The sequence below is a fragment of the Bradyrhizobium sp. USDA 4369 genome, from assembly GCF_054056435.1.
This window is the reverse complement of the sequence record NZ_JBSRYH010000001.1, coordinates 1,775,610-1,788,683: the sequence shown is the minus strand read 5'-3', so window position 1 is coordinate 1,788,683 and position 13,074 is coordinate 1,775,610. Positions and strand designations below refer to the sequence as shown.

The 13,074-nt window shown below is 64.6% G+C and carries 11 protein-coding genes and 1 pseudogene; 5 read left to right on the top strand and 7 right to left on the bottom strand.

From position 1 onward, the window contains the following. Window positions 1-164: 164 nt before the first annotated feature. The gene (locus tag ACVIJ6_RS08170) at window positions 165-1,382 is read left to right on the top strand and encodes an MFS transporter (protein ID WP_456772283.1); all 1,218 of its coding nucleotides are present in this window, start codon (window positions 165-167) and stop codon (window positions 1,380-1,382) included. Window positions 1,383-1,654: 272 nt separating this feature from the next. Here ACVIJ6_RS08170 and ACVIJ6_RS08165 read toward each other — a convergent pair whose 3' ends face one another. Beyond that, a complete protein-coding gene (locus ACVIJ6_RS08165) occupies window positions 1,655-2,200 on the bottom strand; it encodes a carboxymuconolactone decarboxylase family protein (protein ID WP_456772282.1) in 546 nt (181 codons plus the stop codon). Between the two features lie 159 nt (window positions 2,201-2,359). On the opposite strand from ACVIJ6_RS08165, the gene ACVIJ6_RS08160 reads away from it, so the two are divergent. The 3 genes from ACVIJ6_RS08160 (at window position 2,360) to ACVIJ6_RS08150 (ending at window position 6,025) form a co-directional block, all read left to right on the top strand. Beyond that, a complete protein-coding gene (locus ACVIJ6_RS08160; RefSeq protein ID WP_456772281.1) occupies window positions 2,360-3,544 on the top strand; it encodes an acyl-CoA dehydrogenase family protein in 1,185 nt (394 codons plus the stop codon). 146 nt (window positions 3,545-3,690) lie between these two features. Further along, on the top strand, window positions 3,691-4,830 hold the full coding sequence (locus tag ACVIJ6_RS08155; RefSeq protein WP_456772280.1) for an acyl-CoA dehydrogenase family protein: 1,140 nt from the start codon (window positions 3,691-3,693) through the stop codon (window positions 4,828-4,830). Window positions 4,831-5,023: 193 nt separating this feature from the next. Then, window positions 5,024-6,025, top strand: coding sequence for an IS5 family transposase (locus ACVIJ6_RS08150; RefSeq protein WP_456772279.1), 1,002 nt, complete (start codon window positions 5,024-5,026; stop codon window positions 6,023-6,025). Between the two features lie 201 nt (window positions 6,026-6,226). Here ACVIJ6_RS08150 and ACVIJ6_RS08145 read toward each other — a convergent pair whose 3' ends face one another. Next, window positions 6,227-6,739 (bottom strand): fasciclin domain-containing protein, encoded by a 513-nt coding sequence (locus tag ACVIJ6_RS08145; protein WP_172235312.1) that lies wholly within the window; start codon window positions 6,737-6,739, stop codon window positions 6,227-6,229. A 377-nt stretch (window positions 6,740-7,116) separates the two neighbouring features. Here ACVIJ6_RS08145 and ACVIJ6_RS08140 point away from each other — a divergent pair, with 377 nt between their 5' ends. Then, the gene (locus ACVIJ6_RS08140; RefSeq protein ID WP_456772278.1) at window positions 7,117-7,548 is read left to right on the top strand and encodes a hypothetical protein; all 432 of its coding nucleotides are present in this window, start codon (window positions 7,117-7,119) and stop codon (window positions 7,546-7,548) included. A 91-nt stretch (window positions 7,549-7,639) separates the two neighbouring features. Here ACVIJ6_RS08140 and ACVIJ6_RS08135 read toward each other — a convergent pair whose 3' ends face one another. The 5 genes and pseudogenes from ACVIJ6_RS08135 to ACVIJ6_RS08115 form a co-directional block, all read right to left on the bottom strand. Beyond that, window positions 7,640-8,677: an amino acid ABC transporter substrate-binding protein gene (locus ACVIJ6_RS08135; protein ID WP_456772277.1), complete on the bottom strand. Its 1,038-nt coding sequence runs from the start codon at window positions 8,675-8,677 to the stop codon at window positions 7,640-7,642. Window positions 8,678-8,743: 66 nt separating this feature from the next. Next, window positions 8,744-9,337 carry a L,D-transpeptidase gene (locus tag ACVIJ6_RS08130; RefSeq protein WP_456772276.1) on the bottom strand — a complete coding sequence of 198 codons (594 nt, stop codon included), beginning with the start codon at window positions 9,335-9,337 and terminating at the stop codon, window positions 8,744-8,746. A 240-nt stretch (window positions 9,338-9,577) separates the two neighbouring features. Beyond that, complete coding sequence (gene cydB / locus ACVIJ6_RS08125) at window positions 9,578-10,588, bottom strand: cytochrome d ubiquinol oxidase subunit II (RefSeq protein ID WP_456772275.1); 1,011 nt, start codon at window positions 10,586-10,588, stop codon at window positions 9,578-9,580. Beyond that, a pseudogene (locus ACVIJ6_RS08120) lies at window positions 10,585-11,992 on the bottom strand (cytochrome ubiquinol oxidase subunit I). The gene cydB and the pseudogene ACVIJ6_RS08120 overlap by 4 nt, the downstream one beginning before the upstream one ends. Before the next feature lie 373 nt (window positions 11,993-12,365). Beyond that, window positions 12,366-12,977 carry a sigma-70 family RNA polymerase sigma factor gene (locus ACVIJ6_RS08115; protein ID WP_456772274.1) on the bottom strand — a complete coding sequence of 204 codons (612 nt, stop codon included), beginning with the start codon at window positions 12,975-12,977 and terminating at the stop codon, window positions 12,366-12,368. Window positions 12,978-13,074 lie beyond the last annotated feature (97 nt).

Genomic DNA, 13,074 nt, shown 5'->3' with positions numbered 1-13,074 from the left:
CGCAAGAATACCGTCGGCCTGATTAGCCGCGCCGGCCGGGGCTGTCGAATCACGCATCTCGCTGCATGGCTTGTCTCCGTTGCGGCCGGTTGCCTCGGGTGCGGGCTTCCCGCAATAGTGCGGCCACTTAACGCAGGAGCGCGCCCGCGCATCCGGACACCGACATGATCGACCTGACCGTGACCGAAGACACCTCCGACGATGCCCGCGCAGCGCGCAATGTGGCCCGCCTCGCGGTCGCGCAGGCCCTGACGGGCGCCAATTCGGCCGTGATCTTCGCCACCGGCGCGATCGTCGGCGCCACCATCGCGCCCAGCATCTCGCTCGCGACGGTGCCAATCTCGATGTATGTGGTCGGTCTCGCGGCCGGCACGCTGCCGACCGGCGCGATCTCGCGCCGCTTCGGCCGCCGCGTCGCGTTTCTCATCGGCACCGGCTGCGGTGTCCTCACCGGCGTGCTCGGCTGTCTTGCGGTGCTGCGCGGCTCGTTCGCGCTGTTCTGCCTGGCCACGTTCCTGGGCGGGCTTTATGGCGCCGTCGCACAATCCTACCGCTTCGCCGCCGCCGATGGCGCCAGCGCCGCGTTTCGGCCGAAGGCGGTGTCCTGGGTGATGGCGGGCGGGATCTTCGCCGGGCTGCTCGGTCCGCAGCTCGTGCAATGGACCATGGATGTCTGGGCGCCCTATCTGTTCGCCTTCAGCTACCTGGTGCAGGCCGCGATCGCGCTGATCGCGATGGGCATCGTCGCCGGCGTCGATCTGCCCAGGCCGGAGGCGGCCGGTCTGCATGGCGGCCGGTCGCTGTTGGAGATCGTGCGCCAGCCGCGCTTCATGGCCGCGGCGTTGTGCGGCACCATCGCCTATCCGGTGATGAACCTGGTGATGACTTCGGCGCCGCTCGCCATGCAGATGTGCGGGCTCACAGTGTCGGATTCCAATTTCGGCCTGCAATGGCACATCGTCGCGATGTACGGCCCGAGCTTCTTCACGGGATCGCTGATCGCGCGCTTCGGTGCGCAGACCATCGTCGCACTGGGCCTCGGGCTGGAGGCGGTCGCGGCGATGATCGGCCTGTCGGGCCTCACCGCCATGCATTTCTGGTCGACCCTGGTCATGCTCGGTGTCGGCTGGAATTTCGGCTTCGTCGGCGCCTCCGCGCTGGTCTTGGAGACGCATACATCGGCCGAACGCAACAAGGTGCAGGCGTTCAACGATTTCCTGATCTTCGGCCTGATGGCGCTGGGCTCGTTCTCATCGGGGCAGTTGCTGGCTCATTTCGGCTGGTCGGCGGTCAATCTCGTGGTGTTTCCTCCGGTCCTGTTCGGCCTCTGTGTGCTGGCGTTGGCGTGGTCGTCGAAGCGCCGCGCGGCTACGGCGGGCTGACGTGGTGGAGCCGGCGAGCACCGCAAACTCTGTGATAGTGCCAACGGTCAGTCGACTCGGGCGGTGCACCCTCTCCCCTTGTGGGAGAGGGTGGCTTTCATGCGCAGCATGAAAGCCGGGTGAGGGGTTGCCCCGGGCTCTGGCCTGAGTTTGTGGCACGAACCCCTCACCCGAGTGAGTTCGTGGCTGATTCTCGTGTAGCCCTCTCCCGCAAAGGGAGAGGGCGCAGTCATGGGCACCGCGATGATAGGCAGCTTCGGCGCATTCGTTGATTACTTCAACTCCGACACCTCGCCCTCCGGCAGGTCGAACTCGAACGCGTTCAGCGTCATCGACACCATCGTGTAATAGCCGCACAGGCCGATGATCTCGACCAGGCCACGCTCGCCGAGCAGGGCGATCGCTTGCTTGTAGAGCGCATCCGTCAGGCCATGACCCTCATGCAGCGACTTGGCGACGTCGTAGATCATCTGCGCCTTGGGATCAGAGAATTCCGGCGTGCGGCGGTCGCGGATGGCGTCGATGATCTTGATGTCCAATCCGCCGGCCAGCGCGAGGCGCTTATGGGCGTACCATTCGTAGTGCGCGGTCCAGTGCCGCGCCGTCACCAGGATCGCGATTTCCGACAATGCGGCTGGAAAGACCGTGTCGTAGCGCAGGAAGGCGCCGAGCCGCGTCGCATGCCGCGCCATCTCCGGGCTGTTGAGCCAGGCCATCATAGGCGGCGGCGGCGAGCCGCGCTTGCTGGCGATCGACTCGTCATAGGTCTGGCGCTGGTCGGCGCTCATTTCGCCAGGCGAAAGCAGTTTCAGGCGCATGGTCGGGTCCTCATATTTCGGGCGGCGGCATCATGATCATAGAACGGCTGATAAGGCGAGGGCGCGGCCCGATGCGGCGACATCGATGTTGAATTCCAGCAAGGGCTGAGGTTAGGTCTCGTCAACGACAGCCTTCATGGAAACGCGCGAGGACCAGACATGGCCGATCTCGACACATTCCGCCGCGAAACGCGTGCCTGGCTCGAGGCAAATTGCCCGCCGGAGATGCGCCAGCCGATGGCCTCCGAGGAGGACACGTTCTGGGGCGGCCGCAACGCGAAATTCTCCTCCGAGCCGCAGCGCATCTGGTTTGAGCGCATGCGCGACAAGGGCTGGACCGTGCCGCATTGGCCTAGGGAATATGGCGGCGGCGGTCTCGATGGCGAGGAGGCCAAGATCCTGCGCCAGGAGATGGCCGCGATCGGCGCCCGCGCGCCGATCACCTCGTTCGGCATCTCGATGCTCGGGCCGGCGCTCTTGAAATACGGCACGGAGACACAGAAGCGCGAGCATCTGCCGAAGATCACCGCCGGTCTCATCCGCTGGTGCCAGGGCTATTCCGAGCCGAATGCCGGCTCCGATCTCGCCTCGCTGCAGACCCGCGCCGAGAGCGACGGCGACGACTACATCATCAACGGCCAGAAGATCTGGACCTCCTACGCCAACTATGCCGACTGGATCTTCTGCCTGGTGCGCACCGATCCCACGGCGAAGAAGCATGACGGCATCAGCTTCATCCTGTTCGACATGACCTCGAAGGGCGTGTCGACCAAGCCGATCCTTCTGATTTCCGGCCGCTCGCCGTTCTGCGAGACCTTCTTCGACAATGTTCGCGTGCCCAAGGCGAACGTGGTCGGCAGCGTCAATCGCGGCTGGGACGTCGCGAAATATCTGTTGCAGCATGAACGCGCGATGATCTCGGGCATGGGCGAGCGCGGCGGCAGCCGGCCGCTCGGCCAGGTCGCCGCTGACACCGTCGGCAGCGACGGGCAGGGCCGGCTCGACGACGCATTGCTGCGCGCTCAGATCGCCACCTTCGATGTCGACGAGGCCGCGCTCGCGGCCGCTGCCGAGCGCATGGTCGATCTCGCCAAAGCGGGACAGGGCCATCCGGCATTCTCGTCGGCGATGAAGTACTACGGCACCGAGCTCAACAAGCGCCGCCACGAGATCCTGATGTCGGCAGGCGGCATCGACGCGCTGGAGTGGGAGAGCGAGCGCTCGGGCGAAGGCGCCCGTCCGCGCGCCTGGCTGCGCACCAAGGCCAACTCGATCGAAGGCGGCACCTCCGAGGTCATGCTCGGCATCGTCGCCAAGCGCATCCTCGATCTGCCGGGGGCGTAGTTCGCCACACACTCCGTCATGCCCGGGCTTGACCCGGGCATCCACGTCCCTCCGCGCGAGGAAAGACGTGGATGGCCGGGACAAGCCCGGCCATGACGCGCTGAAAGAGCTTCGCTTACAAACAACACCGACACTGGACAGCCGCCATGCCTCTCCTGCTCACCGAAGAACAATCGATGCTGCGCGACAGCGCGCGCGGCCTGATCTCTGACCACGCGCCGGTGGCTCATCTGCGCAAGCTGCGCGACGCGCGCGACGCGACCGGCTTCTCCCGGGAGCTCTGGGCCACCTTCGCCGAGATGGGCTTCGCCGGCCTGCTCGTTCCCGAAGAATACGGCGGCTCCGGCCTCGGCGCGGTCGAGGCCGGAATCGTGATGGAGGAGATCGGCCGCACCTTGATGCCGTCGCCGTTCCTGGCCACCTCGGTGCTGTCGGCTTCCGCGCTCACGCGCGCCGGCTCCGCTGCGCAGAAGTCGGAATATCTGCCGAAGATCGCCGCCGGTCAGTTGATCGCCGCGCTCGCGCTCGACGAGGCCGCGAAGCATCGCCCGTCGCATACGGCGCTGCAGGCGACGCGCTCAGGCAACGGCTTCAAGCTGAGCGGCACCAAGGCGATGGTGGTCGACGGCCATGTCGCCGATCTGCTGCTGGTGGTGGCGCGCAGCGCCGGCACGCCCGGCGAGCGCGAGGGTCTGACGCTGTTCCTGGTCGATCCCAGGGCCAAGGGCATTGCGGTCGAGCGCACCATCATGGTCGACGCGCACAACGCGGCGCGGATCAGTTTCGACAATGTCGAGGTCACCGCGGATCATGTGCTGGGCGAGGTCGATGGCGGTGCGGCCGTGCTGAGCGGCGTGCTCGATCTCGGCCGCGGTGCCGTAGCCTCCGAGATGGTGGGCCTGAGCGAGGAGGTGTTCGGCCGCACGGTCGCGTATCTCAAGGAGCGCAAGCAGTTCGGCAAGGCGATCGGCGAATTCCAGGCGCTGCAGCATCGTGCGGCGCAGCTCTATATCGAGATCGAGATCACCCGCGCCGCGGTGCTCAAGGCGCTGCAGGCGCTCGATGCAGATCCCGCGGGCGCCGCCGCTGCCGTCGCGGTCGCCAAGGCCCGCGCCGGCACCACCACGACCCGTGCGGTGCAGGAAGGCGTGCAGATGCATGGCGGCATGGGCATGACCGATCAGTTCGACATCGGCTTCTTCATGAAGCGCGCGCGGGTCTGCGAGGAACTGCTCGGCGACGCCAACTACCACGCCGCGCAATTGGCGCAGCTCAGGGGGTATTGAGCGTACTCATTGTCGGGGGTGATGATCGCCACAACCTCAACTGTCATCGTCAGCGAAAGCGGACGATCCAGTACGTCGAGCCGACTATGATCGACCGAAACGCTGCGGCGTACTGGATACCCCGCCTTCGCGAGGGCTTTGCATAAGTCCAGCCAGATGCTTCTCTTCTGATGGAGATTCGCGGGAGAAGATCATGGCGGAGCGGCAGATCGGCCAATTGAGCTTTACCGATGACCTGGTCAGAGATGCTGTGCGCGCGAATGCCGGATTGCAGCGCGTAGCGGAGTTGGTCGATTGGAGTGCTGTCGAGGCGCTGCTGAGTGTCTTGCGCAGCGGGTCCATGGGCGCGCCAGCGTATCCTTCGCTGGCGCTCCTGAAGGCGCTGTTGCTGCAGCAATGGTATGGCCTGTCTGATCCGGGCCTTGAGGAAGCCTTGGTCGATCGGCTGTCGTTCAGGCGCTTCCTGGGGCTGTCCCTGTCCGATCGGGTACCAGATCATTCCACGCTGTGGCGTTTCCGCGAGCAACTGGCCAAGAGCGGATTGGCCGAGCGCGTCTTTGCCTTAATCACGGCGCAAATCGAGGCGTCCGGCTTTGTTCTGAAGCGCGGCACCCTAATCGACGCCTCGCTGGTCAAGTCGGCCGTCAATGCGCCCGAACCGCCGGATACTCCTTCACCTCCAGACGCCGACGGCAGACCCGCGAGCAAGCTGATCAGAAGCCCCCTCGATCCGGAAGCCGCCTGGACGAAGAAGGAAGGTAAATATTTCTTCGGCTACAAGGCGCATGTCGCAATGGATCAAGGCAGCCGCATCATTCGGCGGGCGACCTTCACGCCTGCCAATATCAACGATTCCGTACCTGCCAACGCATTGATCTGCGGAGACGAGAAGACCGTCTATGCTGACAAGGCCTATGACAGCAATGCTCGTCGCGAGAAGTTAAAGGCTCTCGGTATCCGCGATGGAATCGCACGCCGAGCCAACCGTTGGCACCCGATGCGCCCATGGATGACCCGCCGGAATGAGTTGATTTCCTATCTCCGGGCGCCGGTCGAGCCGCTGTTTGCGCTCTTGAAGAAAACCTATCGCTTTTCGCGGGCACGACACCGCGGCCTCGCCCGGAATTCGGCGGCCTTCTACCTCGCAATTACAGCCATGAACCTCAAGCGGTGGATCACCCTGCACCCTGTCTAACCCAGGTGCCGGGCCCATCGGCCCTGCATCGTCTTCGATGCTTCGAGAGCTAATCTACTCGAATAAGACATGGCCGCCCCTAGACCTTGTCGGCCCAACTTCTGCAAAGCCCTCGCCTTCGCGGGGTATGACCGTCTTTACGAGCGAATGGCAGCGCGCCTCTATTGATGGCGCGCTGCTCAAGAGGATGTCGTCAGACGATCAATGATGCATCGGCGCCTTGGCCGGCGGCAGCAGCACCTTGTCGATGACGTGAATGACGCCGTTGGAGGCGACGATGTCCGCCTGCACCACATGGGCATCGTTGACCTGCACGCCGAAGAAGGTGCCGTCGACGTCGACCTTCTGGCCCTGCGCGGTCTTGACGCTGAGCTTCTTGCCGGCCACGTCGCCCGATTTCACCGCGCCAGGGATCACGTGATATTTGAGGATCGCCGCGAGCTTGCCCTTGTTCTTCGGCTTCAGCAGATCCTCGACCGTGCCGGGCGGCAGCGCGGCAAAGGCTGCGTCGGTCGGCGCGAACACGGTGAACGGGCCCTTGCTCTTCAGCACTGGAACGACCCCCGCAGCCTTTGCTGCAGCGACCAGCGTCTTGAACTGACCCGCGGCGACCGCCGTATCGACGATGTCGGCAGCGCGTGCTGCGGTTGCGGAAACGGAGAGAGCGCCCAGCATGATCGCGCCGGCCACGAACGAACGAAATCCCAGCGTCATTCGAATTTTTCCTTGTGACTAGAACTGATGAGTTGGCTGATGCGCAAAAAGGATCAGCGGCCCTTCTTCGCCCCGTTGTCCAGGTCGCATCACCATGACCGGAGTGGTCAGGTTCGTTACGATCGCTGCGGTCGGATGGATTTGAGATCGTGTTCACGAACTCGTGAGCTCGTATGCAGCTCCATGGGCGAAGGGCGGCAGAGGCCTGAATCAGCGCAACTAATCGTGCAGCCCGGGCATTCGCTTTGCCCGTCGTGCCATTTTGTCGCAACCCGACGGGCGTTGTGCCGTCGGGCAAATCGGCCGCACATTCGGGGCCGTCACCGCCCACTAGAGGGACGCTTCGCGATCGTTACGAAACGTGGGCCGGTGATGCGATGGCCGTGTCGGATCGCAGCGTGAGGGATCGCGCCGACGAACGATTGCGATGCGGACGTGAAAGCACGTGGTCCCGGCATCCCGATGCTGATGCCAAATCGGCGGCGATGATCCCCGCCGGTGACGGTGGCCAAAAAGCCGGCGCACCGAGGAGAGCGCGCCATAAGCGTGAAAACCATCGCGCAGGGAAGGCCGGGTCGCACCGGCTGAGCCTGTGGTTCCTGCCGCCTGCATTTTTTTCAGCAGGCGGGCCGCAGGTGCCAGTCGGCACCTGGCCTTCCCTGCGCCCTCGAATTTCGGAAGGGTGCGAGACGCTGGCAAAGCTCGGACGCGCGGTGCGTCGCGAGGACGATGATGGCTGTCGTGTGGGTTTCGACGTGGTGTCGTACTCACAGCGCGCCAAGAGCGCAGGTCAATCGCGGTGCTCATGACTGCGCCCTCTCCCCTTGTGGGAGAGGGTGCACGGAGCGCGCGGCGAGAGGTGCGCGAATCGAGAAGGGGCCGACGATCGAAATCCAACCCCTACCTGATCGGCGGTGCGTACTGGATGCCGCCCGCGTTCCACAGCTGGTTCATGCCGCGCGGAATCTTCAGCTTCGACTCGCTGCCGACGTTGCGCTCATAGACCTCGCCGTAATTGCCGACGTGACGGATGATTCGCGCGGCCCAGTCCTTGGCCAGGCCGAGGTCCTGGCCGTAGGTCCCTTCGTTGCCGACCAGTCGCATGACGTCCGGCTTCTTCGACTTCAGCGCCTCGTCGATGTTCTTGGAGGTGACGCCGAGCTCCTCGGCATTGATCATCGCGTACAGCGTCCATTTCACGATCATCATCCAGTCGTCGTCGCGCTGGCGCACCACCGGCGCAAGCGGTTCCTTCGAGATCATGTCCGGCAAGATGTCGTGGTCGTTCGGCTTGGTCAGGACCAGGCGCAGCGCGTAGAGCTGCGAGACGTCGGCGGTGAAGGTGTCGCATTTGCCGCTGTCATAGGCCTTGAGGACGTCGTCGAGCTTGGGAAACTTGATCTCCTCGTACTTCATGTTGTTGGCGCGGAAATAATCCGCGAGATTGAGCGCATTGGTGGTCGAATCCTGGACGCAGACCTTGCTGCCATTGAGATCGAGCGCCGTTTCCAGCTTGCGCGACCGCGGCACCATGAAGCCCTGCCCGTCATAATAGGCGACCGCGGGGAAATAGAGATCGTAGTTCTGCTCGCGCGCCATCGACCAGGTGGTGTTGCGCGAGAGGATGTCGACCTTGCGGCTCTGCAGCTCCTTGAAGCGCTCATTGGCGTCGAGCGGGACGAACTTCGCCTTCTTCGGGTCGTCGAAGATCGCGGCCGCCACGGCGCGGCAGAAATCGACGTCGAAGCCGGTCCAGTTGCCCTTGTCGTCGGGAATCGAGAAGCCGGGCAGGCCGGCATTGACGCCGCACAGCACCTCGCCGCGGCGGACGGTGCGCTTCAAGGTGCGGGTGTCGTACATTTCGTAGGTGACGGCGAGGGCCGCAACGAGGACAGCGACGGCGAGCCCGATCAGCAGGCCGCCTCGGAAACTGCGCATGATCAATCTCTTTCGAAAAATGTCAGGACAAAGCGATGGCTGGATGTCCGGCGGCCGTGGCCGCCGTCACAGCTCCGGTTTCTGCTTCACGACGACCTTGGTGCCGACGGGAACGCGGTCGAACAGGTCGGCGACGTCGGTGTTCACCAGACGGAAGCAGCCGGAGGAAATCTTGGTGCCGATGGTCCAGGGCTGGTTGGTGCCGTGGATGCGGTACACGGTGGTGCCCAGATACATTGCACGTGCGCCCAAGGGGTTGCCGGGGCCGCCCGCCATGAAGCGCGGCAGATAGGGCTGGCGCTGGATCATCTCCGGCGGCGGCGTCCAATCCGGCCATTCCGCCTTCTTGGTGATCGACAGCAACCCCTGCCACTGGAAGCCGTCGCGGCCGACGCCGATGCCGTAGCGGATGGCGCGCCCGCCAGGCTGCACCAGATAGAGGTGACGCTCGGACGTCGAGACGATGATCGTGCCCGGCGGCTCGGTCGTGCGGTAGTAGACGACCTGCTTTCGCCATTCGGGGTCGAGCTCGTAGCCGTCATCGGCCACCAGGCCGGGCTGGTCGCCGGGATCCTCGGACTGCGCGAAACACTGCGATGTCGACAGCGCCAGCGCGATGATGGCGCTGGTGGCACACAGCAGGCGACGAAAACTCGGCATTCAAAGCTCTCCTCAACGGACCCCTGCGAAGCTCGCCCGATCAAATCCACCCGCCAAATTTCAGGAACATCTTGGCAGCAAAGTCAAGGCGAGCAAAGCGGCCCACCTGTCATCCCAGCTTCATCCAGAGCCGAAGCACGAACGCGACAGCGGCGACGGCGGCCACGCCGGCAAGCCACAGGCCTGCGAACCAGGCGAGACGCCAAGCGAGCGGCGCGGGTGGTGGAGCTGGGCGCGGCATCAATGATAGCCCGCGTCGTGGCCGACCTTGCCGCGAAACACCCAATAGGCCCAGGCGGTGTAGCCGAGGATCAGCGGCACCAGCACCAGCACGCCGGGCAGCATCATCAGCTGGCTGCGTTCGGGCGCCGCCGCCTGCCAGATCGTGATGCTTTGCGGCACGATATAGGGATACATGCTGATGCCGAGGCCGGCATAGGACAGGAAGAACAGCGCCAGCGCGAGGAAGAACGGCCAGCCGTCGTGCTTCTGGGCCAGATTCTTCATCAGCAGCACGGTGACGCCGATGACGGCGAGCGGCACCGGCGCGGTCAGGATGATCGCGGGCCAGCTGAACCAGCGCTGCGCATATTGGATCGTCAGCAAGGGCGTCGCCAGGCTGACTGCGGCGATGGCCAGCAGCATCAGGACCAGCAGAATCCAGCTGATGCGGTAGGCCTTGTCGCGCAGATCGCCTTCGGTCTTCAGGATCAGCCAGGTCGCGCCGAGCAGCGCGTAGCCGGCCACGAGCGAGACGCCGGTGAGAATGCTGAACGGCGTCAGCCAGTCCCACCAGCCGCCGGCATAGTGGCGGCCCTCGACATGCACGCCCTGCAGGATCGCGCCGAGCGCGATGCCCTGCGCCAGCGCCGCGACCCACGAGCCGCCGGAGAAGGCGATGTCCCAGAGATTGCGTTGCGCGCGGGTGCGCCAGCGGAATTCGAAGGCGACGCCGCGGAAGATCAGCCCGACCAGCATTGCGATCAGCGGCGCGTACAGGGCGGGCAGCAGGATGGCGTAAGCGAGCGGAAAGGCCGCCATCAGCCCGCCGCCTCCGAGAACGAGCCAAGTCTCGTTGCCGTCCCACACCGGCGCAACGGTGTTGGTGATGACGTCGCGATCCTGCTTGCCCGGAAACAGCGGGAACAGGATGCCCAGGCCCAGATCGAAGCCGTCCATCACGACATAGATGAACACCGCGAGCGCGATGATGAACGCCCAGAGGGTGGCGAGATCGACGGCGACGCTCATGATCCGATCGCTCCCTGCACCACGCCCGCCGCCGGCGTCACGCCCGCGGTGCGGATCGGCGGCTCGCTGCTCGGCCCCGCCTCGCCGGCATGCGGCGGCTCGGTCATCAGGCGCAGGATGTACAGCACGCCGGCTGCGAAGATGATGAAATACACAATGATGAAGGCGAGCAGCGACGCGCCGACGGCCGGAGCGGCCAGCGGCGACACGGAATCGGCGGTGCGCAACAGACCGTACACGGTGAAGGGCTGGCGGCCGGTTTCGGTGGTCACCCAGCCGGCGATCACGGCGACGAAGCCGGCCGGCCCCATCGCGATCGCAAAGCGGTGCAGGCCGCGATTGATGTACAGCCGCCCGCGCCAGCGCTCCCACAGGCTGAACAGGCCGAGCGCCAGCATCAGCATTCCCAGGCCGACCATGATGCGGAACGACCAGAAGGTGATCGGCACCGGCGGCCAGTCCTGGCGCGGCACGGTGTCGAGCCCGGCCATCGGCGCGTCGATCTGGTGCTTGAGGATCAGCGAGCCGAATTTGGGAATGCCGAGCGCCCATTTTAGTTCGCCCTTGGCCTGGTCGGGCCAGCCGAACAGATACAGCGGCGCGCCGTCCTTGTGGCTCTCGAAATGGCCCTCCATGGCCATGATCTTCACCGGCTGGTGCTCAAGGGTGTTGAGGCCATGCTGATCACCGACCAGGATCTGCAGCGGCGCCACCAGCGCGGCCATCCACATCGCCATCGAGAACATCACGCGTGGCCCCGGCAGGTGCGGATTGCGCAGCAGATGCCAGGCGCCGACCGCGCCGACCACCAGCGAGGTGGTGAGATAGGCCGCCAGCACCATGTGGACGAGGCGGTAGGGGAAGGACGGATTGAAGATCACCTTGAGCCAGTCGACGGAGACGAACTGGCCGTCGGCGTTGACGGCGTAGCCGGCCGGTGTCTGCATCCAGGAATTGGCCGAGAGGATCCAGAATGCCGAGATCAGCGTGCCCACGGCGACCATCAAGGTGGCGAGGAAATGCAGCTTCGGGCCGACGCGCTTGAGGCCGAACAGCATCACGCCGAGGAAGCCCGGCCTCGAGGAAGAACGCGGTGAGCACCTCATAGGCCATCAGGGGGCCGATCACCGGTCCGACCTTGTCGGAATAGACCGACCAGTTGGTGCCGAACTGATAGGACATCACGATGCCGGACACGACGCCCATGGCAAAGGCGATGGCGAAGATCTTGAGCCAGTAATTGAAGACGTTGAGATAGACGTCGCGGCCGGTCCACAGCCACAGCGCCTCGAGCACCGCGAGGTAGGAGGCGAGCCCGATCGAGAAGGCGGGAAAGATGATGTGGAAGGTGACCGTGAAGGCGAATTGCGCGCGCGCCAGCTCCACCGCATCCAAACCGAACATCCGTACCGTCCGTCATTGTCGCTGGAGCTCTTAGCATGGCTCCATGACGGAAGATTGCACCGCTGACGGTCGATATCAAATGGTCAAATCGCCCTACGCGGACATTGCGCGGACCTCCCGGGTCCACAAAAACGAAGACCCGGCGGGGGCATCCGCCGGGTCTCCTGAGCAACCTGGAAGGTGGAGGTATCCTCGAATTTGCTCGCTCAAAACCGAGATCAGCTGGGGGACTGACGCTCGGTCGATGGGGGATCTTGTAGCGGCCGAAGTTTTCGAGGTGATTTCGCCGATTGTTTCAATTGTTTCGTTCGGCGATTTTCTTGGTGTCGTCACGGGAACCCGCCGGGACCGCAGCCGCGACGGTCATCAACGTTCAGGCGGCGATGCTGTGCACGCCGGCGCCGCGGAGGAGTTCGGCAAGGTGCTTGCGGGCATAGAACATGCGCGTCTTCACCGTGCTCTGCGGGATGCCGATGATCTGGCCGACCTCCTCCACCGACTTCTCATGATAGTAGATCAGGGTGATGATCTCGCGATGGGCCGGCGACAGCTTGGCGACACAGGCGCGCAGGATCGCACTGGTGGTGGAGCGCTCGAGCGAGGTCTCCGGCGTATCGGCGTCGTCGGCGATCTCGCGCACCTCGTCCTGGTCGATGTCTTCGAAGCGGCGCTGGCGCAGCGCGGTCAGCGCCTTGAAGCGGGCGATCGACAGCAGCCAGGTCGAGACCTGCGAGCGGCCCTCGAACTGCTTGGCGGTGCGCCAGACGTCCAGGAACACCTGGCTGACGAGGTCCTCGGCAATGGTGGTGTCGCGGACGATGCGCAGGATGAAGCGATAGACCCGCACATTGTGGCGCGCATAAAGCGTATGCATCGCGGTGCGATCGCCATCGGCAATGCTCTCCAGGAGCATGTCGTCCGTGGTCGCCTGGGCCGCGATGATGCCCTGGCTGGCAGCGGAATTGATGGCAACGACGTTCTGCATGGCACTCTCCCGTTCCGCCGCCCCCTTGCGGCGTTTCGACGGGTCGGATTGTTACGGAGTGCCGGTTTCGGGACGTCTGCACGAAAATGGGAAAATG

Coding starts and splice junctions, on each gene's coding strand:
- ACVIJ6_RS08170 (WP_456772283.1), top strand. CDS start 165: ATGATCGACCTGACCGTGACCGAAGACACCTCCGACGATGCCCGCGCA.
- ACVIJ6_RS08165 (WP_456772282.1), bottom strand. CDS start 2,200: ATGCGCCTGAAACTGCTTTCGCCTGGCGAAATGAGCGCCGACCAGCGC.
- ACVIJ6_RS08160 (WP_456772281.1), top strand. CDS start 2,360: ATGGCCGATCTCGACACATTCCGCCGCGAAACGCGTGCCTGGCTCGAG.
- ACVIJ6_RS08155 (WP_456772280.1), top strand. CDS start 3,691: ATGCCTCTCCTGCTCACCGAAGAACAATCGATGCTGCGCGACAGCGCG.
- ACVIJ6_RS08150 (WP_456772279.1), top strand. CDS start 5,024: ATGGCGGAGCGGCAGATCGGCCAATTGAGCTTTACCGATGACCTGGTC.
- ACVIJ6_RS08145 (WP_172235312.1), bottom strand. CDS start 6,739: ATGACGCTGGGATTTCGTTCGTTCGTGGCCGGCGCGATCATGCTGGGC.
- ACVIJ6_RS08140 (WP_456772278.1), top strand. CDS start 7,117: ATGGCCGTGTCGGATCGCAGCGTGAGGGATCGCGCCGACGAACGATTG.
- ACVIJ6_RS08135 (WP_456772277.1), bottom strand. CDS start 8,677: ATGCGCAGTTTCCGAGGCGGCCTGCTGATCGGGCTCGCCGTCGCTGTC.
- ACVIJ6_RS08130 (WP_456772276.1), bottom strand. CDS start 9,337: ATGCCGAGTTTTCGTCGCCTGCTGTGTGCCACCAGCGCCATCATCGCG.
- cydB (WP_456772275.1), bottom strand. CDS start 10,588: ATGAGCGTCGCCGTCGATCTCGCCACCCTCTGGGCGTTCATCATCGCG.
- ACVIJ6_RS08115 (WP_456772274.1), bottom strand. CDS start 12,977: ATGCAGAACGTCGTTGCCATCAATTCCGCTGCCAGCCAGGGCATCATC.